We start from the raw sequence: 21,556 nt of genomic DNA, 5'->3' as shown, positions 1-21,556 counted from the left end.
CTGTGTTCGCAGGAATCGTGTGCCATGCTCATGCACGTGCGCTCCATACGTCTGCTGACCGGCCGGATTCGTCGACGCCTGCATGTGCTGGACTGGCTGGCCGGCGGGATGCTGGCGCTGGGGCTGCTCCTGCTGGCCTGCGGGCTGCTGCCGGTGCACGCGGCCGGTGCCGCGATGGAGCGCATAGCGCCGCTGCTGGCGTTCCTGGGCACGGTGATCGTGCTGGCGGAACTGACGACCGCCGCCGAGGTGTTCGACGTGGTGGCGGCGTGGGTGGCACGGGCCGGGCGGGGTAGCTATGCCCGATTGTTCGTGTTGTGCGTGGTTTTCGCCTCGGTCACGACGGTGACGCTGAACCTGGACACGACCGCCGTGCTACTGACGCCGGTGATGCTGGCCCTGGCGGTGCGGGTGGGGATCGCCGCGGTGCCGCTGGCGATGACGACGGTGTGGCTGGCGAACACGGCGAGCCTGCTGCTGCCGGTGTCCAACCTGACGAACCTGCTGGCCGCCGACCGTGTGGCGCTCTCCCCCACGGGCCTGGCGGCACGGATGTGGGCGCCCCAGCTGGCCTCGGTGCTGGTGACGATGGGTTGCCTGTGGCTGTTCTACTGGCGGCGCGACCGGCGCGGCGCCGACGCCTACGTACCGCCCGCGGTGCACCGGCCGCGGGATCCGGTGCTGTTCAGGGTGTGCGCCCTGGCGTGCGCGGGGTTCCTGCTGGCGATCCTCCTCGACGCGGTCGCCTTGTGGGTGGCCTCGGCGGCCGCCACCGCGCTGGCCGTGGTGGCGTTCGCGGTGCGGCGGCGCTCGGTGCTGCGGCTGTCGCTGGTGCCCTGGCGGTTGCTGGTACTGGTACCGGGGCTGTTCCTGGTGGTGGAGACGGTCAACGTGCACGGGCTGCACGAGCTGCTGGCGCGCGCGGTGGGGCCGGACGGCGGGACGGCGGGGATGTTCCGGGCCGCGGCGGTCGGGGGCGGGCTGTCCAACGTACTGAACAACCTGCCGGTGTACCTGGCCGGTGAGGCGGCGGTTCCGCTGGGCAACCACCAGCAGCTGCTGGCGCTGCTGATCGGCACGAACGTGGGCCCGCTGATCACGCCGTGGGCGTCGCTGGCGACCCTGCTGTGGTTCGAGCGCTGTCACGCGCAGGGCGTGCGCGTGTCCTTGGGAAGGTTCGTGGCGACGGGCACGGTGCTGGCCGTGGGGGCGCTGGCGGCGTCCGTGGCGGCGCTCGTCGCGACCGGCGCCGCGTAGGGGCGCTGCTCACGTCACGAGTCGGCGCCCGCCGACCCGACGGGCCGCCACCATCTCCAGCAGGTAGGGGATGTCCTCGGGGCGGCCGGCGACGAAGCTGCGGTCGGTGTCGGGGCCGTTCATCCCGCCGCGGAACGCGCCTCCGTCCAGGGACCGGATGACCAGCCCGGCCTCGGTGGCCAGCAGCGCGCCCGCCGGCAGGTCGATCGCCTCGGCGCGGTAGCCGACGAAGCCGTCGATGTCCCCGCGGGCCAGCATGGCCCAGGCCAGCAGGGGCGCCCACAGCTGCAGGACGCGCCGGCAGCGCACCTCCAGCGTCTCCTTGAGCGCCCCGGCCACCGGGTCGCAGCGGCCCACGGCGTGCCCCTGGGTCCAGGCGAGCAGCGGCCCGACGGGCGACAGCGGCCGGCGGGGGCCGGTGAGCCGGCCCTGCGGGCCGAAGGCGCCGCCGCCGGCCGAGGCCGTCCACGTCCGGTCGGTCACCGGGTCGTGCACCACGCCGACGACCGGGGAGCCGCCGACGCACAGGGCGATGCCGACGGCGTAGGCGGGCAGGCCGATGACGACGTTGTTGCTGCCGTCCAGCGGGTCCACCAGCCAGGTGCGCGCGCCGCCGGCCGGTGCCGCGGCGCCCTGGGCTGGGACGGCGCCGGCCTCCTCCGCCAGGATCCGGTCCGCGGGGAAGCGCTCCTTGATGCGGCGCACGACCAGGCGCTCCGCGAGCAGGTCGAGGTCGGTGACCACGTCGCCGTCCGCGCCCTTGGCCCGGACGCCGTAGTGGCTGTGGAAGCGCGAGCGCAGCAGCGCCCCGGCCTCGTGGGCCGCGGCGACGGCGACGTCGTGCTCGGCCGCGAACCGCCCGCCGGCTCCGGGCGGTGTCGGGTCATCCGCCGTGGTGTCCATGGATCCTCCTCAGGACGGTGCGGGCCGTCCGGGCGGTCGTGGCGGCGTCGCATGTCTGTCGTACCACCCGGTGGGCCGCGCCATGCACCGGACCGACGGTCAGGTCGGCTCCCCCCGGGCGGGTGCGACCCAGCAGGAGGGTGGCCGCGCGGGTGCCGGCGGGCACCGCCGTCGCATGGAACTGGCCCGCCGCCAGCCGGTAGACCTCGCCGGCGGTGCTGGTCTCCTGCGGGCCGCTCGTGCAGCGCACCAGGCGCGCGGTCGGCCGGATCTCGTCCACGGCCGGGGTGTCGTTCCACGCCGGTGCCCCGACGGCGGCGGGGGCGGTGCTGCGCACCTCGTACAGGCGGTGGGTGGCATCGTGGGCGACCTCGCGCACCAGGGCCCGTACGTTGCCCACCTCGCCGTAGAGCACGCAGCTGGCCAGGTCCCAGCTGTGTGCGTGGACGGGCGAGGTCGTCAGGGCCGGGGCCGTGCGGCGGGCGTCGTCGTCGAAGACGTGCACGCACACGCCGCGGTCGCCCTCCCGCTGGACGGGCAGGCACAGGAAGCCGAGCGGGTGCCGCACGGCGCGCAGGGTGCGCCGCCCGGCGGCTATCTCGGTCAGGGCGAGGGCCGCGGCCTCGTACAGCTCGCCGGCGGCGGCCGGGCCGGCGGCCATGGCGTGGGCGATCCGCCGGTAGTCCACGGGGCTGCGCACGGGGGAGCTCACCTCCGGTAGGGATTCTCCGCGTGCAGTGCTTTGTCGATGATGTCGCCGACGTCGCGGTCGGTGAAGGCGGACGGGAGCGGCAGGCCCAGTTGCTCGAAGAGCCGCACGGCCTCGTCGACCGTCGGCTCGTCGCTCAGCGGCAGCGTGCGGTTGAGCTGGAGCATGTGGGCCTGTTCGCGGCTCTGGTGGAGCTCGGTGACGTAGTAGTCGTACAGCGGCCGGTCGCGCTCGACGAGCAGGTTGACGCGCTGGGGGTCGTCCTGGGTGATGATCAGGCAGGTGGAGGACAGGTCGAAGCGCAGGGTGGGCACGGTGGAGGAGAGGTAGACCTCGATCTCCAGGGTGTCCAGGCGCTGGCGGTGCCAGCAGGCGGCCAGCACGGTGGCGTAGGACTCCTTGCGGGTGCGCTCGGTGGTCCAGGTGCCGCCGGGCACGGTGTGCAGGCGGTGGGAGAAGGTCTGCCGGAAGCGGGCGTAGGCCGCGCACGCCTGCTCGTCGGCGGGGTTGACGATGTCGATCTTCACGGTGAAGGAACGCCGCTGCGGGCGGGCGATCTCCACGCACTCCGGCAGCGTCACGGCCCGCAGGTAGGTGCCGGTGCCGCCCTTGAAGACCCAGCGGTCGGTGCTGCGGCGCGCCCGGTCCAGGGCCGATTCCAGCTCGGCGCCGGAGAGCGAGCGCACCATGGTGAGATCCTCGAGCGCGTGCCGCGTGCCGTCCATGGCGGAGCGGATGTCGGCGACCCGGCGGCGCCGCTCGGTCAGCGTGCCGAGCACGAGTGCCGCCAGCACCAGCAAGGTGGCGCCCGAGGTGACGTTGTCGTCGAAGTTGTTGCCGAAGATGTCGAGCGTGCCGATGGTCACCGCCGCGGCCAGGGCCACGACGCCGTCGAGATTCCTGATGGTCCAGGCGACGGCATGCTCGATGCCGCGCCCCAGGTTTGCGCCTCCGCGCGCCATGTGCCCCAGCCTCTCCCCCGGTTACGTCAATCGTAGGAGCGACAAGCGGCGGGCGGCCAGCACGAACGTGCGGCAAAGTACGTTCCGCGCCAGCTGCGCGCGGGGGTGACGGCTCCTCAGCGCGGCGGCGCCCAGGAGGGTCCACGGCCCGTCAGCGCGAGGAGCCGGTCCAGCGGCGGGGCGTCGGCGGGCACCTCGACGGGCGGTGCGAACAGGCCCGGTGCGGGGCGGGAGGCGACCGCCAGGGCGAATTGCGTGCAGGCCTCGATCTCCCAGGGCTCGCACGCGTACGGCGCCCCGATGCTGCGGGCGACGTCCCAGCCGTGGACGACCAGTTCGTCCAGCGCCACCCGGGCGGCCAGCGGGGCGGGCAGGTCGACGCCGCCGGCGCGCGTGGTGCCCTGCCAGGCGGCAGGTGCGCGCCAGGCCTGCGCGAGGTCCGCCAGCCGGGCGGGGATCCGGACGCGCCAGTCCTCGCCGAGGCGGGAGGCGTCCCCGGCGGGGGGCGGGGAGGCGTCCTGCCGGAGCGCCTCCTTGGTGGCGGCGGCGGTGAAGCCGGCGGCGAGGCCGCCGATGTGCTCGACGAGGTCCCCGAGCCGGTAGCCGGCGCAGGGGGTGGCCGCCGTCAGCAGGTCGTCGGTGACGGCCGTGAGCAGGCCGGCCGTCCGGCGGGCCGCGGGCCCGAGGTCGAACTCCACGCCGGCCGTCACGGACGCACCACCTGCAGGGTGCCCGGCCAGCCGTCGCGGTCGAGGATGCGGTAGAGCTCCTTGATGTCGGCCGGGCTCAGTTTCACGCAGCCGTGGGAGGTGTAGTCGGCGGGCCCGTCCCAGCGCTGGTTCTCGGCGCGGCCCCGGCCGCCGGTGCGGGTCATCTCGCTGTGGACGAACAGCTGGCTGCGCACGGTGCCGTCGTGACAGCGCTTGCTGCCGAGCTCGATGGCGTAGCCCTTGACGAGGCTGCCGTCGTAGGCGGTGTGGTGCGCGCCCAGGACGTACGTGCCGTCCGGCAGCCACCCCTGGCCGCGGGCGCAGTCGTCCGGGACGACGCCGGAGCCGGCGCGGAAGACGGCGACCTCCCGCCCGTGGCGGACGACGGCGAGGCGCGAGTCGTCCGGGGTGTCCTTGGTGAACCGCAGGAAGCCGGCGCCGGCCGGGGCGGGCTCCGCCCGCCCGGCGGGCCCGAGGGCGAGCAGGGCGAGGGCGGCGCAGGCGACGGCGGCGCGGCGGCCGGGGCTGGGTGCGACACGGAGCATGGCGATGCGGCCGACGCTAGCAACGCCGTCGCCGCCCGGCCGCGACGCCCCGGCCCGGGTCACCCGATCGTGGGCCCCGTCCCTGGGGCGAAGATCACAGGCCCGGGGCGTTTTGCGGGCCGCGCCGCTGAGTACGGTGAGCCCGTGCCCAAGCAGACCCTTGCCACCTCCCTGGCCGCCTGGCGGCGCCGGGCCGCCTCCGCGGCCGTCCACCGCGCCGCGCGGTGGATCCGCGAGGCCGGGGCGGTGAGTGCCGCGCACCCCGGCCCGTACCGCTTCCGCCGGCTGGGGGCCGGCACGCGGCTGGCGTTCCCGCAGGGCACCGTCTTCGGCGAGGGCTGGATCGAGGTGGGCGAGCACTGCATCATCGCCCAGGACGTGACCTTGACCGCCGGCATGATGCCCGGCCTGGACCTCGGCCCGGACACCCTGGTGCGGCTGGGCAACGGGGTCGTCCTGGGGCGCGGCAGCCATGTGATCGCCGATGCGCCGCTGACGATCGGCGACGACTGCTTCTTCGGCCCGGGCGTGTACGTCACCACCACCAACCACAGTTACGACGATCCCGAGGTGCCGGTGGGCAAGCAGTGGCCCCGCCGGGAGGCGGTGGAGATAGGCCCCGGCAGCTGGATCGGCACGGGAGCGGTGATCCTGCCCGGCGCCCGGCTCGGCCGCAACGTCGTGGTCGCCGCGGGTTCGGTCGTCCGGGGCACCGTGCCCGACCACGCGGTGGTGGCCGGGGCTCCGGCGCGCGTGGTGCGCACCTGGGACGCCCGGGACGGCTGGCAGCCGCCGCTGCGCACTCCCCCGCCGGTGCCGGTGCCGGAGGGCGTCACGGCCGAGCAGCTGATGGCGCTGGCCCGGCTGGAGGAGGGCGAGGAGCCGGCCTGACGCCTCACCAGGCGACGGGCAGTTCCTCGGGGCCGCGGTTGATGGAGCCCTGCCGCCAGCGCATGTCCTTCTCCTCCACGGCCAGCCGCAGCCGGGGGAAGCGGGCGAGCAGGGTGGAGAGCATCACCTCCGCCTCCATCCGGGTCAGCAGCGCGCCGACGCAGTAGTGCGCGCCGTGGCCGAAGGAGAGGTTGGGGGCCTCGTCGCGGCCGAGGTCGAGCCGGTCGGGCTCGGTGAAGACCGAGGCGTCGCGGTTGGCCGCCAGGTAGGAGACGTAGACGACCTCGCCGCCGCGGATGGTGGTGCCGGCGACCTGGAGGTCCTCGGTGGCGATGCGCGGCAGCCCGACGCCGTTGCGGTGGGGGATGTAGCGCAGCAGCTCCTCGACGGCCTGCGGGAGCAGGTCGGGCTCGGCGCGCAGCCGGGCCAGCTGCTCGGGGTGGGTGAGCAGGGCGTAGACCATGTTGGAGACCTGGTTGCGCACGGCGTCCATGCCGTTGAGGACGAGCATGACGGCCAGGGAGATCAGCTCGGGCTGGCTGAGCTCGCCCTGCTCGTGGGCCGCGACCAGCGCGCTGAACAGGTCGTCGCCGCCGTGCTCGGCCCGGTGCCGGGCGAGGTCGCGGAAGTAGCCGGCGATCTCGCGCTTGACCGCGTCGCTCTGCTCCTGCGAGTGGTTGCTGGAGAGGATGACCGAGCGCCAGCCCTGGAGCCGGTCGATGTCGCGGGTGGGCACGCCGAGCAGGTCGCCGATCAGCTGGGCGGGCAGCGGCCCGGTGAGGCACTCGGTGAGGTCGGCCGGGGGGCCGTGCTGCTCCATGCGGTCGATCATCCGGTCGGCGAGCTCCTGGGCCCGCGGCCGCAGGCCCGCGACGCGTTTGCGGCCGAAGGTCTGGGCCACCAGCCGGCGCAGGCGGGTGTGGTCGGGCGGGTCGGTGCGCCCGATGCCGCCGGCGGGCGCCACGACGTGCGGGGTCATGCTGGTGACGGGGCGGTCGACCGTCAGGGCCCGGCTGAGCGAGGGCGCGGAGGCGACGGTCTTGACGTCCTCGTAGCGGGTGACCAGCCAGGCGTCCCCCTCCCCGAAGCGCATCCGCACCCGCGCGATGGGCTCCTCGCGCAGCAGGCGGTGCAGGAAGGGGTCGAACTGCAGTCCGGGCAGGGGGTCCACGGCCCAGTCGTGGACGACGGCGCCGGGCTGCCGGGCGGGGCGGGCGCCCCCGGTGGAGGACGGATCGGGAAGAGAAGTGGTCATGCCGTCGCTCCCTCGTCTGGCGCGCCCGCGCGCCCGGCCGGCCGGGGCAGCACGGGTGGGATCCCCTGCAAGGGTGCTGTTCCCGCTCATTGCGGGAGCATTCACCGCAATCGCGAATACCCCCGGATTGCACCCGCAGGTGTGAGCCCCCGTGCCGCCCGGCCGTGTGCGGGGCCGGACCGGCCGCTTCGGGTCAGACCTGCTTCTTGAGCACCTCCATCAGGCTGGAGAAGCTGTTGTCGGCGAAGCCCGCGCCCATGCCGCGGCGGAAGACCTCCTGCAGACCCTTGAGCAGGGTGACGTCGACGCCGGCGTCCTCGGCGGTGTGCAGGACGTGGTCGACGCTGGCGGCCCCCATGGCCAGCCGGTCGACGTCTCCGGGGTAGTCGGCCGCGTCCGCGTGCATGGCGTACAGCTCGAAGAAGTGCGGCATCATCGCCGTCATGCCGGACAGGTGCGGCAGCAGTTCGGCGGCCTTGACGCCGTTGGCGGAGCCGACGGCGAGCGCCTGGTAGAAGCTCAGCATCGTGGTCCAGAACACGGTCATCTGGGCCTGGTAGTACAGGGCGGCCAGGCCCGGGTCCTCGCCGTGGTAGTCGGCGGCGGTGAGCACTTCGAGGGTCGCGCGGTGCGCCTCGAACGCCTCGCGCGGGCCGCTGTAGTGGGTGACCGCACCCTCCTTGCCGATCATGGGCGGCGGCACCTGCACGCCGCCGGTGAGGTGGACGGCGCCCTGGGAGGCGGCCCACTTCGCCGCGGCGCGGGCCCGCTCGGGGGTGTCGGAGCTGAGGTTGGCCAGGACCCGCCCGGCGAGTGCGCCGGGCGCCTGCGCGAGGACGGCGTCCACCGCGTCGTAGTCGGTCAGGCTCAGGATCACCAGCTCGTTGGCGGCGAGGGCCGCCTCCACCGTGGCGGCCTCCTCGGCGCCCTTGGCCACCAGGTCGCCGGCCTTGCCGGGCGTGCGGTTCCACACGGTCACACGGTGGCCGGCGTCCAGGAAGGCACCCACCATCGCCCGGCCCATCGGTCCCAGTCCGACGACGGTCACAGCCTGCTTGCTCAACGTCTCTCCTCGGGCAACAGGAACGGCCGCGCGGGCCGCCCTAGAACGAACGCTCTACTTAGTGATCAACGTAGCACAGAAACTGGAACGAACGCTCTATCCGATAGAGTTCGGCCATGCACACCACCAAGGCGGCACAGCAGACGACGGACACGGCGGACGCCGCCGTCGGCACGCGCGAGCGCATCGTGAGGGCGGCGGCCCGGCTGCTGCAGCGTCAGGGCTACGAGGGCACCGGCATCAAGCAGATCGCCGGCGAGGCCGGGGCGACCCTCGGCTCCGTCTACCACTTCTTCCCCGGGGGCAAGCAGGAACTGGCGGTCGCCGCCATCCGGCACGGCGAGGGCGAGTTCGCCGACATGCTCACCACCGCGCTCTCCGGCACCGAGGACCCCGCCGCCGCAATCGAGGACTGCACCCGGCTGCTGGCCACCGCCCTGCGCGCGTCCGACTGGACCGAGGGCTGCCCCGTCGCCGCCACCGCCCTGGAAACCGTCGGGCGCGCCCCGGCCATCCAGCGCGCCTGCGCCGAGGCCATCGGGCACTGGACGGACCTGGTCGCGGCCAAACTGCGCGACGGCGGGCTGGAGGGCGACCCCGCGCACGAGCTGGCGGGCGCTGTCATCAGCACGCTCGAAGGCGCGGAGCTGACGGCGCAGGTGCTCAGGAGCGAGGAGCCGCTGCTGTCGGCGGGGCGTCACCTCGCCCGGCTGGTGCGCACGTACCTCTAGGGTCTGTCTGGCGGATCTTCGTCGCGGGGTACCCCGCGTGCCCCGTCAGGCAGGGTGCCGTGCTTCGCCCGGGCCTCGGGGTAGCGCGTTCGACTGCGGGGCATCGGTGGCCGATCGCGCAGTTCCCCGCGCCCCTGACGGGGCACCCCGTAGGGGCGCGGGGCGTTGTCGATCTGCGGCTGCCGCCGCGTGGGCGCGACACGGCACCCCGTCTGCGGGTGCGTCGTGGCTTGTCGCGCAGTTCCCCGCGCCCCTAGGGGGCACTGCACCAGCCCACGGCGCCCCGTAGGGGCGCGGGGCAGTACCGATATGCGGCTGCCGCCGCGTGGGCGCGATCGGCCACCGACGGACCGCAGTCGACGCGCCAGCCCGAGGCCCGGGCGAAGCACGGCACCCTGTCTGCGGGCGCGCGGCGGCACCCGCAAGATCGGCACAGCCCCCGCCCCTGACGGGCGCCGTGCGCTGGACCTTGCGCACGGGTCCGGCCAGACTCGGCCCATGTTCTGGAGCGACATCGAGAAGATCGCGGCCGGACTGGCCGAGAAGCACCCCGAGGCGAGGCCGTTGGCCGTCGGTCTCGCCGACATCCGCGAGCGGACCGCCGGGCTGGACGGCTTCGCCGACGACCCCACGCGCTGCAACGCGCGGATCCTGGAGTCGATCCAGCTCGCCTGGGACGACAGAACCACCTGAAGGCACGCCGCCCCGACGCCCCGTCAGCCGGCGGCGAGAAGGTGGCGGGCGGCCCGGAGCCCGGAGAGCAGGGCCCCGTGGACGGTGCTGCTGTGCTCGGCGCTGGTCGCCTCCCCGGCGAAGTGCAGCCGGTCGCCGACCGGCGCCGCCAGCGCCTCGTGGTCCCCGGGCCGGAACCCGGCGGCCGGGAAGGAGTACGCGCCCCGGGCGTACGGGTCGGCGGCCCAGCGGGTGACGCGGTGCGCGACCGGCTCGGGCACGGCCGCGCCGTACAGGCCGCGCAGGGCCGCGAGCGCCTCGCGCACCACCGCCGCGTCGCCCTGCGCCTCCAGCCGGCGCGCCACGGGTCCGCCGGCCAGTGCCACCAGGACCGGGGCGCCCAGCACGCGGTGGAGGTTGAACCAGTTGGCGAACGCCCCCTGCGCATCGCCGCCCTGGCGCCGGATGAGGTCCGCGTCGTCCCAGAAGACGTGCGGGAAGCGGAGGTAGACCTTGTCGTAGGTGCCCATGCCCAGGCGCCGCACGGCCTGCTGCTTGGCCTCGGGCAGGGCGGGCGCGAAGGTGACGTCGCCCGCCTTCAGTACGCCGAGCGGCAGGGTGAGCAGCACCCGGCGGGCGCGGAAGGTGCCGTGGTCGCGGGTGCGGACGACGACGCCGTCCGCAGCGCCGTGGTCGACGTGGGTGACGACGTGGCCGAGGCGGACGTCCAGGCCCTCGGCCAGGTGGTCCGTCAGCTGCCCGTAGCCCTGGGGGAAGACCACTTCGGCGCCCTCGTGGTCCTCGCCGAGGGCGAGGGCGGCGAGGGCCAGTTCGCCGGCGCCCGCGCCCCAGTCGTCCTCGGCCATGCGGCCGAGGGCCTCGCGCACCGCCGCCGCGCGCGGACCGGTGAGGCCGAGGGCGGGCAGGACCTCCTCCAGCCCGTCGGCCAGCGACCGGTCGGCGGGCGCCTTGCCGGCGAGGGCGGCGAGGGCCCGGCCGGCCCGGCGCACGTCGTCCCGCAGCTGCCGGGCTTCGGCACCGGTGGCGCGGCGGCCGGCGGCCGTGTAGACGACGGTGCCCTCGCCGGTGGCGTAGTCCAGGGTGCCGACGTCGTAGACGACCGTCGCGGCACCGGCCTCGGCGGCCAGGGCCGTGACCGGATTGCCGGTCACGCCGTGGATCCAGGAGGCGCCCAGGTCGATGCGCAGGCCCTGCCACTCCTGCGTCCACAGCCGCCCGCCGGTGCGCGTGCGCGCTTCGAGGACGGTCACCGCCCGCCCCGCGCGCCGCAGTTCCCGGGCCGCGGACAGCCCGGCCGCTCCCGCTCCGATGACGAGCGTGTCGGTGGTCTCGGCAGGGCGGGGGCCGCTGCGGGGCATCGGGGCACTCCTCGGGTCACGGGTCCTGGTCGTACGACGGCCGTACGACCGTACGACGACCGCCGTGTCAGCAGGTGCCCGGCCCCACGGCCTGCGCCTGGCGGCGCAGCCGGCCGGGGGTGGTGTCCAGGCGTTCGCGCAGCAGGGTGGTGAGGGTGGTGGCGTTCTCGTAGCCCACCCGGCGGGCGACCTCCTCCACGGGCAGGCGGGTGGTGCGCAGCAGGTGGGCGGCCTCGTCCAGGCGGATGCGCTGGGTCAGGCGCAGGGGGGCGACGCCCAGGGTGCGGTCGACGGCGCGCTGCAGGGAGCGTTCGCTGGTGCCGAGCGCCCGGGCGGCGTCGGCGATGCGCACGGGCTCCTGGAGGTGTTCGCGCACCCAGCGGGCGAAGGCGGCCACCGTGGGGTCGCTGCGGGCGAGGTGGCCGGGCAGGGCGTAGCCGGCCTGGGTGGAGCGGTGGTCGGCGAGGAGGTAGCGGGCCGTCAGGGCGGCGAGGGCGGGGCAGACCTGGCGTACGAGGGCCAGGGCGAGGTCGAGGTGGGCGGTGCCGGCGCCGGCGGTGGTGACGCCGGGGGCGTGGACGAGCAGGCGGTCGTCGTCCAGGGCCACGAGCGGGTAGCGGCGGCGGAACCAGGGGGCGAGCCACCAGCTGGTGGTGGCGGGCAGGCCGGTGAGCACGCCGCTCTCGGCGGCCAGGAAGGTGCCGGTGCAGGCCGCGGCCAGGGGGACGCCGCGGGCGTGCGCGTCGCGCAGGAGGGCGCAGGCGGGTTCGCGCTCGGGCGATTGGAGCCACTGGAGCAGGGGATCGGCCCGGCGGTGGCCGATGCCGGGCACGACGACGACGCCGGGGGGATCGGCGTCGCCGGGGGCGACGGTCTCGACGAGGTGGCCCGCGGCGGTGCGGGCCGGGCCGCCGGGCCCGACGCGGGTCACCCGCCACGGGGGCGGGGGCTGCGGCAGCTCGTGCCGCAGGTCGTTCGCGGTGTGCAGGACGTCGAGGACCGAGGCGAGCCCGGTGTCGAACGTGCCGTCAGCGACCAGCACCCAGGTCTCCATGAGCGCACACGGTAGGCGACCTTCCGCCCGGGCCACGGTAACGCTCCGACAAGTGGCCCATCGGTTGATCGCATCGGCGGCCGAACAGACGAATCCGCTCACGCGGGGAGCGCAGTGCTCCGGGGTCGCTGCACTCCCCCGCACAATTTTGACGCGCCCCTGTCAATATCTTCCCTTCCGTGGCACCCTTCCTGACGCACCGTCGAATCCGCACCACTCGTCTGCCCGGACCCCCTTGCCGGCGGTCCGGCCCCCCACGGCCGCGCCGCGCGGCGTGCGCGGCCCCTCGGCAGAAGGAGTACGCGTGAGACGTCCCTACGCCACCTGCGCCGGCACCCTGCTGGCCGCGGGCGTCCTGCTCACCGCCGGCGTCCAGGCCACCCCGGCCGGCGCCGCCGCCGGCAGCGCGCCGGCCACCGTGCACCCCGCGGCGGCCTCGACGGCCGCCCAGCAGCGCGCCGCCGACTTCTGGACCGCCGACCGGATGCGCTCGGCCACCCCCCTCGACGTGCCGGGCACCGCACGCACCGCCCTGACGGCGCCTGCCTCCACGCGCCCCGTGACGAGCGTCCCGCCCACCGCACCGGCCGTGCGCACGGTCGCGCAGATGCGGACCACCCCCCAGGCCGGCGGTCCGTGGACCGGCGGCGGCGCCGTGACGAAGACCTCGGGCCGGGTGTTCTTCACCTTCCAGAACCGCACCGCCTCCTGCTCCGGCGACGCCGTCACCAGCCGGAACGGCAGCACGGTGATCACCGCCGGGCACTGCGTGAAGTACCAGGGCGCCTGGCACACCGACTGGGTCTTCGTCCCCGGCTACCACGACGGGCAGGCGCCCTACGGCAAGTGGGCGGCCACCAAGACGGCCTCCACCCCGCAGTGGGTGGCGAGCGAGGAGATGAACTACGACGTCGGCACGGCCGTCGTCGCACCGCTCGACGGCAAGCGGCTCACCGACGTCGTCGGCGCCCAGGGCGTGCAGTTCAACGGCGCCTACAACACCACCATGTACGCCTTCGGGTTCCCGGCGGCGTCCCCGTACGACGGCACGAAGCTCATCTACTGCAGCGGGACGTCCTCGAAGGACTTCCTGCTCACCAAGGACCACGGCCTGGGCTGCAACATGACCGGCGGCTCCAGCGGCGGCCCGTGGTTCGCGTCGTTCGACGAGTCCACCGGCACCGGCCTGCAGGCGTCGGTCAACAGCTTCGGCTACACCTTCTGGCCCAACCGGATGTTCGGCCCGTACTTCGGCGACGAGATCAAGAACCTGTACGACCAGGTGCAGAGCAGCTGAGCAAGGCGGTGTGCCGGCCCCGGGCCGTGCCCGGGGCCGGCACCCGCGCGCGGCGGGTCAGCCCTTGACGGCCCGCAGGACGACGAACTTCGGGTTGCTCGCGACGACCTCGCAGTTGCCGAAGAGCCGGCGCAGCCGCACGTGGTAGCCCAGGTGCCGGTTGCCGACGACCCACAGCTCGCCGCCCGGGCGCAGCGCGCTGCGGGCGCCGGCGAACATGCGCCGTGCGGTGGTGTCGGTGGTGGCCTGATGGGAGTGGAAGGGCGGGTTGTTCAGCACGAGGTCCACCGAGCCGGCCGGCACGTCCGCCATGCCGTCGGCGACGTGGAACTCGGCGGTGGCCGACGCGGGGGCGTTGGCGTGGAAGGTGTCCTCGGCGGAGGCCACCGCCTGGTGCGACTCGTCGAGGAAGACGACGTGGGAGGCGGGGTTGGCCAGGGCCGCGGCGGTGCCGACCACGCCGTTGCCGCAGCCGAGGTCGACCACGCGCTCGGCCCCGGTGCGCCGCGGCAGGTGCTCCAGCAGGAAGCGGGTGCCGATGTCCAGGCGCTCGGCGCAGAAGACGCCCGCATGGTTGGTGACCGCCATGCCGGAGGCCGCGCCGAGGCCGCCGGGCAGGGTGTAGCGGTGCGGCCAGGCACTGGCCGGGCGCACCAGGTCCGGGTCGGGGGTGGCGAAGATCAGCCGGGACTTCTTGACGGCCAGCGAGGTGCGGGTCGGGCCGACGAGCCGTTCGAACAGCTGCAGCGTCGAGGTGTGGATCTCGGTGACCCGGCCGGTGCCGACGACGACGCTGCCGGCGTGCAGGGCGGGGGCGAGGCGGTGCAGCTGGTCCTCCAGGAGGGCCAGGCTCTTGGGCACCCGGACGAGCAGCACGTCGATCCGGTCGGGCGGGACGTCCCGGGTGGACAGCAGGCGCACCGCGCCGGCGTCGACGCCGTTGCGGGCGAGGTTGCGGCGGGTGGCCTGTTGCCCGAGGTGGGAGTCGCTGATCTGGACGGGCCGGTGGGCGGCCAGCGCGGTGGTCAGGGCGCCCCAGCGGTCGCCCAGCACCACGACGGTGCCCGACAGGTCCACCGGCTCGCCGTCGCCGGCTCCCTGGAGGTGCTGCAGCAGGTACTCGTCGGCCGCGTCCCAGGCGCGCAGGGTGTCGCGGGGGTCCTCGGGGAAGCGGGCGAGCTCGTAGTGGCCCTGTGACGTGGTCAAACGGTTCATCGTGCCCTCAGGCTAGCCGAGGCGGCGCCCGGCGCGGGCCGTCGCCCGCGCTCAGCAGGTGGGCACGGCCGGCAGCGGGCCGCCGCCCGCGTGGAGGGCCTCGGCCGCGAGGTAGCCGCCGTAGGCCGGCAGGTAGGCCCACCAGATGGCCGTTGCCGCGCCCGGCGGCCGTTCGCGCCGCTGGCAGCCGACCAGGACCTCGGCTCCCGCGGGCAGGGCGGCAAGGACGGCGGAGCGGGCGGTCGGGCCGGTGCGCACGGGCGCGCGCGGGCCACGGGTGCCCAGCCAGGTGCCGGCGAGGCGGGTGGCGCCGGGCAGGTGCAGGCCGCGGGTGATGCGGCCGAGGGCGGTGCAGGCGGCGCCGTAGGGCGTGCCGGGCGGGTGGAGGGTGAGCACGGCGGCGACGGCGCGGTCGCCGGGGCCGACGGTGCCGGTGGTGTGCAGGGCGGGGCGGTGCAGGTCGAGGCCGGCGGTCGGGCCGGTGGGCGGGCGGCGGGGCCGCGGGGGTGCGGGGAAGCCGGACCAGCCCTGTTTGACGGCCCAGGGGCGGTCGAAGACGGCGGCCAGGCCGAAGTTCTGGTCGTAGCCGTCGGTGCCGCAGCGCGTGGCCCGGTGCAGGGCGCCCATGACCAGGGCGCGGACCGGGGCGGGTGCCTCGTCGAGCAGATACCGGTAGATGCGGACGGTGTCCTGCGCGGACAGGGCGGTGTAGCCCCAGAAGCCGGGGTGGCTGCCGGGCGGGGGCACGGTGTCGGCGAGGCCGAGCCGCTCGGCCATGCGCCGCACGATGCGGCCCTGGCCGCACAGGTCCCAGAAGTGGCCGGCGGCGCCGTCGTCGCTGCTGCGCAGCATGACCTCCAGGCGGGCGCGGTCCTCCTCGTCCACGGTGTACGCGGGCCCGCGCTCCCACAGCAGGTCCAGGGCGATGAGGAGCTTGACCACGGAGGCGGAGCGGAACGGCGTGCGGGCGTGGAGGAGTTCGGTGAACGTCCCGGTGCGCCGGTCGAAGACGGCGACGGCCGCGGTGGTCCCGGCCGGTACCCCGGGCGCCACCGGGCGCTCGGATGGGAAGCGGTTGCGCACTGCGCTCTCCTTGCGACGTCGGGTGCGGCGAAGGCGCCGGCCGGGATGGTGCTCGGACGGTGTTCGGATCGTGCGGGGTGCGGGGGCCGGCGGTCACCGGTGTTCGTCCGTCGTCGAAACCGGACGGGGCGCCGCCGTACGGGACGCGTGGCACCATGGGGCCCGACGGCGGTACACGGGAGGGGAGTTGTGGTGAGCGGTCTGAGCAAGGGCATCGCGCGCGTGGAGGTGGCGCTGCGGTGGGACCCGAGCCCGCTGGGTACGGCGGCGCACGACCTGGACCTGATCGCGGGGACGTTCACCGCGGACGATCCGTACGGCGATCCGGCCTATCTGGTGCACTTCGACAGCCGTTCGCCCGACGGCACCATCGCGCTCGACCGGGACAGCACGGACGGCCGGGGCCTGGGCGACGACGAGGTGATGACGCTGGAGCTGGACCGGCTCGCGCCGCGGTACGTGCGCGTGGTGGTGGGCGTGATGATCCAGCAGAGCGCCGGGCGGCTGACGTTCGGGGAGGTGGCGGGCACCGGGGTGCGGGTGCGCGAGGGGTATGCGCAGCTCGCGTCGGACGACTTGTCCGCGGTGGCCGGTGCGACGGCGGCGGTCGTCGCGGAGTTCGCCCGGGACGCGGCGGGGAACTGGGTGTTCCGGCCGGGGGTGCGGGGCTTCGACGCCGACCCGGCCACGTTCGCCAGGGTTCTGGGCGCGCGCCCGGGGCAGTAGGCCCGCGGGGCCGTCCGGCGGCTCCGCCGTGCCGCCGGACCGTGGTGGGGGGACACTGGGGGCGGGAGGTGGCCATGGCGCGACGCGGCGATGCACAGGACGGGGAGGCGTACGACGCCTCGCCGTTCGTCCCCGAGGGTGCCGACCTGGGCGCCCTGCGCGAGGCGGCCGGCGGCTGCCACGGCTGTCCGCTGTACCGGGACGCGACGGGCACGGTCTTCGGCGAGGGCGAGCCCTCGGCCCGGCTGGTCCTGGTCGGTGAGCAGCCCGGGGACCAGGAGGACCGGCAGGGCAGGCCCTTCGTGGGGCCGGCCGGCGGGGTGCTGGGGCGGGCGGTGCAGGAGGCGGGGATCGACCCGGCGGAGGCGTATGTCACCAACGCCGTCAAGCACTTCAAGTTCCAGCAGGCGGAGCGGGGCAAGCGACGCATCCACAAGACGCCCGGCCTGCGCGAGATCAGTGCGTGCCGGCCCTGGCTCAGGGCGGAGTTGCAGCTGATCGACCCGGAGGTGGTGGTGGCGCTGGGGGCGACGGCCGGCAAGTCGCTGTTCGGCCCGTCGTTCCGGGTGACGGAGCAGCGCGGCATCGTGCTGCCGATGCCGGCGCTCGACGGCGAGGAGGGCGGGGAGGGGGCGGGCGTGCTGGTGGCGACGATCCACCCCTCGGCGGTGCTGCGTGCCGACGCCGAGGCGCGGGCCGCGGCGTACGCGGGGCTGGTGGCGGACCTGCGGGTCGCGGCGGGCGTGCTGAACGCTTGAAGCGTGCATCACTCCTGACAACCCGTCGGGTGCAGTGGCAGGCTCGGCGGTGCCGCGTCCACCGCCGCCGGTCCGGCGTCGCCGAAGGGGGAGCTTCCCATGACCTCGTTCCGTTCATTCCGTCCGTCCCGCCCGCGCCCGAGACGCCACCGTGTCCGTGCGGCCGCGTTAGCGGGTGCCGCGGTCGCGCTCGTGGCGAGCGCCCTGGGCACGCCCGCCGAGGCCCGGCCCGCGGCGGGCGCCGCCCGTACGGCCGCCACGGGCTGCGGCACCGGCGTGGGCCGGGTGCCGCTGGAGACCACGCAGAACGCCACCACCGGCCGCTGGCAGCTCGACGACCCGGTGCGCGGCCACCACCGTACGTACGACCTGCGCGGCGCGACCACCGGGCGGGGCGAGCTGGTCACGGACGACGACAACAGCTGGTGCGACGGGGCCGCGCAGGCCGACGCCGTGGCCGCGCACTACATCAACTCCGTGGTGTGGGACTACTTCCTGACCGCCCACGGCCGCCGCGGCGTGCGCGGCGACGGCTCCGGCGGGTGCAGCCAGGTCCACTACGGCACCGCTTACGCCACCGCATTCTGGGCGGACGACAGGGGCTGCATGGTCTGGGGCTCGGGTGCGAGCCGGCCGAACGACCTCTTCCGCATCGAGGTGGGCGCGCACGAGATGGCCCACGGCGTCACGGCAGCGACCGCGAACCTGGCCTACAGCGGCGAGAGCGGTGCGCTCAACGAGGCGACGAGCGACATCTTCGCCGCGGCCGTGGAGTTCGCGGCGAACAACCCGGCGGATCCGGGCGACTACCTCTTCGGTGAACGCACCGATGTCACCGGCGACCACGTCGACCGCCGCATGGACCGGCCGTCCTGGGACGGGCGGTCCAAGGACTACTGGTACCCCGGCATCGAGCGGCTCGACGTGCACAGCGCGAGCGGGCCCGCCAATCACTTCTTCTACCTGCTGGCCGAGGGCAGCGGCCGCAAGGTGATCAACGGCGTCGTCTACGACAGCCCCACGTACGACGGCAGGCCCGTCGCCGGCATCGGGCGGGAGGCGGCGGCGCGGATCTGGTACCGCGCGCTGACCACCTCCATGCGCGCCGACACCACTTATCACGGCGCGCGCGACCTGACGCTGAAGGCGGCCGCGGACCTCTACGGAACGGGCAGTGCGCAGCACACGGCGGTCGGGGCCGCCTGGGCCGCGGTCAACGTCGGGTGATTGATCGACAGGCCGGCCCGTCCATATAATTGCCCCAGGAAACTATATGGAGCGCGCCGCGCATCACGACCGAAGGAAAGAGCACACCGCATGACCGCCACCGAAGAGGCCTTCCGCAGCTATGTGGAGGAGAACCTCGATGCTCTGAACGACCGTCCCGAGCGCAACGTTTTACTGCATGAGAACCGGTGGACGACCGCCGGGGAGCTGCGCGACCTGGTGTACCGCACCGCCCGCGCCCTGCGCCGCAGGGGCATCGGCCGCGGCCACACCGTCACGCTGCTCGGCGGCAACCTCCCGGAGATCGTCGCCGCCCGCTACGCCGCGAACCTGCTGGGCAGCCGGGTCAACCACCTCTACAACCGGCTGTCGGCGGAGGCCCAGGCCCTCATCGTGCAGGATGTGGAGACCCACGCCTTCATAGCCGACCCCCGCTGGGCCGAGCGCACCGCCGAGGTGACCGCACTGGCTCCGGTGGAGCACGTGCTCACCCTCGGCCCCGCGGCCACGGGCGAGGACCTGCTGGCGCTGGCCGCCGGGGAGTCCGCCGAGCCGCTGCCCGGTGCGGCGCGGCCCGAGGACATCTGCAGCATCCGGCACACCGGTGGCACCACCGGCCACCCGAAGGGCATCTGCACCACCTTCGGCCAGGTGGCCGGCTACCGGCCGGAGCGCGAACCGTACGAGCGCCGGCAGCTGGTGTGCACCACGCTCGCCCACATCGGCGGCCTGTTCACGGACATCACGCTCCGCCACGGCGGCTTCGTCGTGCTGCACGAGGACTTCGACCCGGCCGCGGTGCTGGCGGCGATCGAACGGGAGCGCATCACCGACCTGTTCCTGCTGCCGCCGCTGCTCTACCGCCTCCTGGACCACCCGGACGCCGACCGCACCGACACCTCCAGCCTGCGGTCCCTGACCTACGGCGGCTGCCAGGCGTCCCCTGCCCGCATCGCGGACGCCGTCCGGCGCCTGGGCCCGGTGCTCATGCAGTTCTACGGGCAGAGCGAGGTGGGCGGCATCAGCATGCTGATGCCCGATCAGCACGACCCGGACCGCCCCGAGGTGCTGCGCTCGGCCGGCAAGATCCTGCCCGACGTGGAGGTCGCCATCCGCGACGAAGCGGGCAACGACCTGCCCACCGGGCGGCACGGCGAGATATGCGTCCGCTCGCCGCACGTCATGCAGGGCTACTGGAAGCAGCCCGAACTGACCGCCGAGGTCCTGCGCGACGGCTGGCTGCACACCGGTGACGTGGGCTTCGTCGACGAGGAGGGCTACCTCACGGTCGTCGACCGGCTCAAGGACATGATCATCGTGGTGGGCGGGCACGTGTACACCTCGGAGCTCGAGGACCTGCTCAACCGCCATCCCGACGTCCTGCACAGCGCCGTCTTCGGCGTCCGCGACGCGGACCGCATGGAGCAGGTGCACGCCGTGATCGTGCCCCGGCCCGGCGCAGAGCCGGACGAGAAGGAGCTGCGGGCCTACGTGCGCGAGCAGCGCGGTGCCATGTACGAACCGGCGCGCATCGCCTTCGCCGAGGCACTGCCGCTGACCGAGGCCGGCAAGCCGGACAAGAACACGCTGCGGGCCCGGGCCGAGCAGCTCCCCGTGGGCTGACCGCACGTCAACCCCTTCGACGCGCCCGGCACTCCGCTCGCCCCCGTGGCGGAGTGCCGGGCGTTCGCCTCAGCGCTGCCCCGGCACCGGCACCGGCACGGACGCATGCACCTGGTGCAGGTGCACGACGACGTCGTAGGCGCTGCCCAGGGCCAGCGAGGACACCGGGTTGTACGGATGGCGTCCGGGGATGACGTACGTCGGCCGGGCGGTGCCCAGCCAGGCGGCGACGGCCGGATCGCGGCGCGCGGCGCGCAGGTCGAGGACGAAGTCGCGGTGGCGCACCGCGTCGAGGGTCTCCTCGTTGCTGCCCGGCGCGGCCGGGGGCACGCGGAACGTCCCCGCCTCCCCCGATGCCGTCCGTGCCCGGTACTCGCCGCTGTGGACGGTGGTGCCGACGGCCAGGTACCCGCTGCCGATCAGCTCCCGCAGGTCCGCGCCCATCGTCACGGGGTAGACGGCCGGGAAGGCGGAGTCGTGGGCGACGTGCCCGTCGTGCGCGGAGAGCACCAGGCGGTCGCCCATCGTGCGCTGCCACCACACGGCGGTCTCCGCCATGATCCGGTCCCGCTGCCGGTTGGCGGCCGTGACCTGGGCGGGATCGTCGAAGTCGACGTCGAAGGACTCGGCCATCTGCGCAAGGACCCGCGCCTCCTGAAGGACCCACGGATCCCGCTCGGCCGCCCCCTCCAGGAGCCGGTACGCGGCCCGGGCGTCGCCGGCCATCGCCGTGCGCCGGGCCGGCGGCAGGGCACTGTACGCCGCCAGCCGTGCACCGACCCCGCCGGGCAGGGCCCGCAGGGCGGCGTAGCGCCGCTCCAGCTCCGGCACGAGGGCGGGCGTGTGCTTCCCGGCCCAGGCGAGGATGCGCTCGTACTGCTCGGGGTCGGCGTCGGAGAAGTCCAGGCCCACGATCCGGACCGGACGGGCGGCGGTGCGGTTGTGCTCGCGCACCCCGGCGAACAGCTGCCGCAGCTCCTCGGTGTTGAGCAGGCCGTAGCCGTCCTGGAACTCCTCGCGCATGATCCGGCGCAGGTCGCCCTCGCCGGTGCGCACGTACGCATCCAGCCGGACGCCCGCGGACCAGCTGATCTCCATGGCGAAGGCGGAGAAGCCCTCGTGCGTCACCAGGCGCCGCAGCAGCCGGTCCTTGACGGTGAAGACCTCCTTCGAGCCGTGCGACACCTCGCCCAGCCCGACGATCCGCGCCCCCTGGGTCGCCGCGCCGAACGCGGCCAGGTCCGCGTCGAACCCGCCCGGCGCGGTGCTGCGCAGCGGGTGCGCGGCCCGCTCCAGCCCGGCCACGACGCCCCGGTCGGGACCCTGCGCGGCGGCGGCCGGCGCCGCCGGGCCCACGGCGGTGGCGGTGGAGGCGGCCGGCCCGAGGAGGGAGGCGAGGGCGACGGTGAGGACGGCGGTACGGCGTAAGGTCATGTGTGTCATGCACGTGTTATACGTGAGGCAGTTGAGGCGCCTGTGACGGGGATGGGGCTGCT

At 74.7% G+C, this 21,556-nt stretch carries 21 protein-coding genes; 9 read left to right on the top strand and 12 right to left on the bottom strand.

Annotated features, from left to right (window positions below):
* The first annotated feature begins 30 nt into the window (after positions 1 to 30).
* Positions 31 to 1,257, top strand: coding sequence for an ArsB/NhaD family transporter (locus AC27L3_RS12190; RefSeq protein WP_487234193.1), 1,227 nt, complete (start codon positions 31 to 33; stop codon positions 1,255 to 1,257).
* A 9-nt stretch (positions 1,258 to 1,266) separates the two neighbouring features.
* Here AC27L3_RS12190 and AC27L3_RS12185 read toward each other — a convergent pair whose 3' ends face one another.
* The 5 genes from AC27L3_RS12185 to AC27L3_RS12165 form a co-directional block, all read right to left on the bottom strand.
* Positions 1,267 to 2,160: an inositol monophosphatase family protein gene (locus tag AC27L3_RS12185; protein ID WP_487234030.1), complete on the bottom strand. Its 894-nt coding sequence runs from the start codon at positions 2,158 to 2,160 to the stop codon at positions 1,267 to 1,269.
* Complete coding sequence (locus AC27L3_RS12180; protein WP_487234029.1) at positions 2,141 to 2,860, bottom strand: hypothetical protein; 720 nt, start codon at positions 2,858 to 2,860, stop codon at positions 2,141 to 2,143. The genes AC27L3_RS12185 and AC27L3_RS12180 overlap by 20 nt, the downstream gene beginning before the upstream one ends.
* Positions 2,861 to 2,868: 8 nt before the next feature.
* Positions 2,869 to 3,831 (bottom strand): hypothetical protein, encoded by a 963-nt coding sequence (locus AC27L3_RS12175; RefSeq protein WP_487234028.1) that lies wholly within the window; start codon positions 3,829 to 3,831, stop codon positions 2,869 to 2,871.
* A 116-nt stretch (positions 3,832 to 3,947) separates the two neighbouring features.
* Positions 3,948 to 4,541, bottom strand: coding sequence for a TIGR03086 family metal-binding protein (locus AC27L3_RS12170; protein WP_487234027.1), 594 nt, complete (start codon positions 4,539 to 4,541; stop codon positions 3,948 to 3,950).
* Positions 4,538 to 5,086: a L,D-transpeptidase gene (locus AC27L3_RS12165; RefSeq protein WP_487234026.1), complete on the bottom strand. Its 549-nt coding sequence runs from the start codon at positions 5,084 to 5,086 to the stop codon at positions 4,538 to 4,540. The genes AC27L3_RS12170 and AC27L3_RS12165 overlap by 4 nt, the downstream gene beginning before the upstream one ends.
* Before the next feature lie 144 nt (positions 5,087 to 5,230).
* Here AC27L3_RS12165 and AC27L3_RS12160 point away from each other — a divergent pair, with 144 nt between their 5' ends.
* Positions 5,231 to 5,977: an acyltransferase gene (locus tag AC27L3_RS12160; protein WP_487234025.1), complete on the top strand. Its 747-nt coding sequence runs from the start codon at positions 5,231 to 5,233 to the stop codon at positions 5,975 to 5,977.
* Positions 5,978 to 5,981: 4 nt separating this feature from the next.
* Here the strand turns inward: AC27L3_RS12160 and AC27L3_RS12155 are convergent, their stop codons facing one another.
* Positions 5,982 to 7,232, bottom strand: coding sequence for a cytochrome P450 (locus tag AC27L3_RS12155; protein ID WP_487234024.1), 1,251 nt, complete (start codon positions 7,230 to 7,232; stop codon positions 5,982 to 5,984).
* A gap of 193 nt (positions 7,233 to 7,425) precedes the next feature.
* Positions 7,426 to 8,295, bottom strand: coding sequence for an NAD(P)-dependent oxidoreductase (locus tag AC27L3_RS12150; RefSeq protein ID WP_487234023.1), 870 nt, complete (start codon positions 8,293 to 8,295; stop codon positions 7,426 to 7,428).
* Between the two features lie 116 nt (positions 8,296 to 8,411).
* Between AC27L3_RS12150 and AC27L3_RS12145 the strand changes: the two genes are divergently transcribed.
* Both AC27L3_RS12145 and iscX read left to right on the top strand, forming a co-directional pair.
* Complete coding sequence (locus tag AC27L3_RS12145) at positions 8,412 to 9,026, top strand: TetR/AcrR family transcriptional regulator (RefSeq protein ID WP_487234022.1); 615 nt, start codon at positions 8,412 to 8,414, stop codon at positions 9,024 to 9,026.
* 498 nt (positions 9,027 to 9,524) lie between these two features.
* On the top strand, positions 9,525 to 9,719 hold the full coding sequence (gene iscX, locus AC27L3_RS12140; protein WP_487234021.1) for a Fe-S cluster assembly protein IscX: 195 nt from the start codon (positions 9,525 to 9,527) through the stop codon (positions 9,717 to 9,719).
* A gap of 23 nt (positions 9,720 to 9,742) precedes the next feature.
* Here the strand turns inward: iscX and AC27L3_RS12135 are convergent, their stop codons facing one another.
* Together AC27L3_RS12135 and AC27L3_RS12130 are read right to left on the bottom strand one after the other, a co-directional pair.
* Complete coding sequence (locus tag AC27L3_RS12135) at positions 9,743 to 11,077, bottom strand: flavin monoamine oxidase family protein (protein WP_487234020.1); 1,335 nt, start codon at positions 11,075 to 11,077, stop codon at positions 9,743 to 9,745.
* Between the two features lie 67 nt (positions 11,078 to 11,144).
* A complete protein-coding gene (locus AC27L3_RS12130) occupies positions 11,145 to 12,131 on the bottom strand; it encodes a GlxA family transcriptional regulator (protein ID WP_487234019.1) in 987 nt (328 codons plus the stop codon).
* Between the two features lie 304 nt (positions 12,132 to 12,435).
* Here AC27L3_RS12130 and AC27L3_RS12125 point away from each other — a divergent pair, with 304 nt between their 5' ends.
* Positions 12,436 to 13,428: a trypsin-like serine peptidase gene (locus tag AC27L3_RS12125; protein WP_487234018.1), complete on the top strand. Its 993-nt coding sequence runs from the start codon at positions 12,436 to 12,438 to the stop codon at positions 13,426 to 13,428.
* A 57-nt stretch (positions 13,429 to 13,485) separates the two neighbouring features.
* Here AC27L3_RS12125 and AC27L3_RS12120 read toward each other — a convergent pair whose 3' ends face one another.
* Positions 13,486 to 14,643: a methyltransferase gene (locus tag AC27L3_RS12120; protein ID WP_487234017.1), complete on the bottom strand. Its 1,158-nt coding sequence runs from the start codon at positions 14,641 to 14,643 to the stop codon at positions 13,486 to 13,488.
* A gap of 51 nt (positions 14,644 to 14,694) precedes the next feature.
* Positions 14,695 to 15,726 (bottom strand): hypothetical protein, encoded by a 1,032-nt coding sequence (locus tag AC27L3_RS12115; protein WP_487234016.1) that lies wholly within the window; start codon positions 15,724 to 15,726, stop codon positions 14,695 to 14,697.
* Positions 15,727 to 15,918: 192 nt separating this feature from the next.
* Here AC27L3_RS12115 and AC27L3_RS12110 point away from each other — a divergent pair, with 192 nt between their 5' ends.
* The 4 genes from AC27L3_RS12110 to AC27L3_RS12095 all read left to right on the top strand — a co-directional run bounded on the left by AC27L3_RS12110 (position 15,919) and on the right by AC27L3_RS12095 (position 20,060).
* Positions 15,919 to 16,452, top strand: a complete 534-nt coding sequence (locus tag AC27L3_RS12110; protein WP_487234015.1) for a TerD family protein — start codon at positions 15,919 to 15,921, stop codon at positions 16,450 to 16,452.
* A gap of 74 nt (positions 16,453 to 16,526) precedes the next feature.
* Positions 16,527 to 17,210 carry a UdgX family uracil-DNA binding protein gene (locus AC27L3_RS12105; protein WP_487234014.1) on the top strand — a complete coding sequence of 228 codons (684 nt, stop codon included), beginning with the start codon at positions 16,527 to 16,529 and terminating at the stop codon, positions 17,208 to 17,210.
* Positions 17,211 to 17,402: 192 nt separating this feature from the next.
* Entirely contained in the window at positions 17,403 to 18,437 is a 1,035-nt protein-coding gene (locus AC27L3_RS12100; RefSeq protein WP_487234013.1) for a M4 family metallopeptidase, read from the top strand.
* A 90-nt stretch (positions 18,438 to 18,527) separates the two neighbouring features.
* Positions 18,528 to 20,060 carry an AMP-binding protein gene (locus tag AC27L3_RS12095; RefSeq protein ID WP_487234012.1) on the top strand — a complete coding sequence of 511 codons (1,533 nt, stop codon included), beginning with the start codon at positions 18,528 to 18,530 and terminating at the stop codon, positions 20,058 to 20,060.
* 69 nt (positions 20,061 to 20,129) lie between these two features.
* On the opposite strand, the gene AC27L3_RS12090 is transcribed toward AC27L3_RS12095, so the two are convergent.
* Positions 20,130 to 21,503: an erythromycin esterase family protein gene (locus AC27L3_RS12090; RefSeq protein WP_487234011.1), complete on the bottom strand. Its 1,374-nt coding sequence runs from the start codon at positions 21,501 to 21,503 to the stop codon at positions 20,130 to 20,132.
* Positions 21,504 to 21,556 lie beyond the last annotated feature (53 nt).

The organism is Streptomyces sp. PKA51 (genome assembly GCF_057552455.1).
This window is presented reverse-complemented; position numbering and strand designations above follow the sequence as displayed.

Excerpts from the sequence above, each read along its gene's own strand:
- AC27L3_RS12095 (WP_487234012.1), top strand. The coding sequence starts at position 18,528 with ATGACCGCCACCGAAGAGGCCTTCCGCAGCTATGTGGAGGAGAACCTC.
- AC27L3_RS12135 (WP_487234020.1), bottom strand. The coding sequence starts at position 11,077 with ATGCCCCGCAGCGGCCCCCGCCCTGCCGAGACCACCGACACGCTCGTC.
- AC27L3_RS12145 (WP_487234022.1), top strand. The coding sequence starts at position 8,412 with ATGCACACCACCAAGGCGGCACAGCAGACGACGGACACGGCGGACGCC.
- iscX (WP_487234021.1), top strand. The coding sequence starts at position 9,525 with ATGTTCTGGAGCGACATCGAGAAGATCGCGGCCGGACTGGCCGAGAAG.
- AC27L3_RS12130 (WP_487234019.1), bottom strand. The coding sequence starts at position 12,131 with ATGGAGACCTGGGTGCTGGTCGCTGACGGCACGTTCGACACCGGGCTC.
- AC27L3_RS12155 (WP_487234024.1), bottom strand. The coding sequence starts at position 7,232 with ATGACCACTTCTCTTCCCGATCCGTCCTCCACCGGGGGCGCCCGCCCC.
- AC27L3_RS12165 (WP_487234026.1), bottom strand. The coding sequence starts at position 5,086 with ATGCTCCGTGTCGCACCCAGCCCCGGCCGCCGCGCCGCCGTCGCCTGC.
- AC27L3_RS12090 (WP_487234011.1), bottom strand. The coding sequence starts at position 21,503 with ATGACACACATGACCTTACGCCGTACCGCCGTCCTCACCGTCGCCCTC.
- AC27L3_RS12190 (WP_487234193.1), top strand. The coding sequence starts at position 31 with ATGCACGTGCGCTCCATACGTCTGCTGACCGGCCGGATTCGTCGACGC.
- AC27L3_RS12175 (WP_487234028.1), bottom strand. The coding sequence starts at position 3,831 with ATGGCGCGCGGAGGCGCAAACCTGGGGCGCGGCATCGAGCATGCCGTC.
- AC27L3_RS12185 (WP_487234030.1), bottom strand. The coding sequence starts at position 2,160 with ATGGACACCACGGCGGATGACCCGACACCGCCCGGAGCCGGCGGGCGG.
- AC27L3_RS12120 (WP_487234017.1), bottom strand. The coding sequence starts at position 14,643 with ATGAACCGTTTGACCACGTCACAGGGCCACTACGAGCTCGCCCGCTTC.
- AC27L3_RS12105 (WP_487234014.1), top strand. The coding sequence starts at position 16,527 with ATGGCGCGACGCGGCGATGCACAGGACGGGGAGGCGTACGACGCCTCG.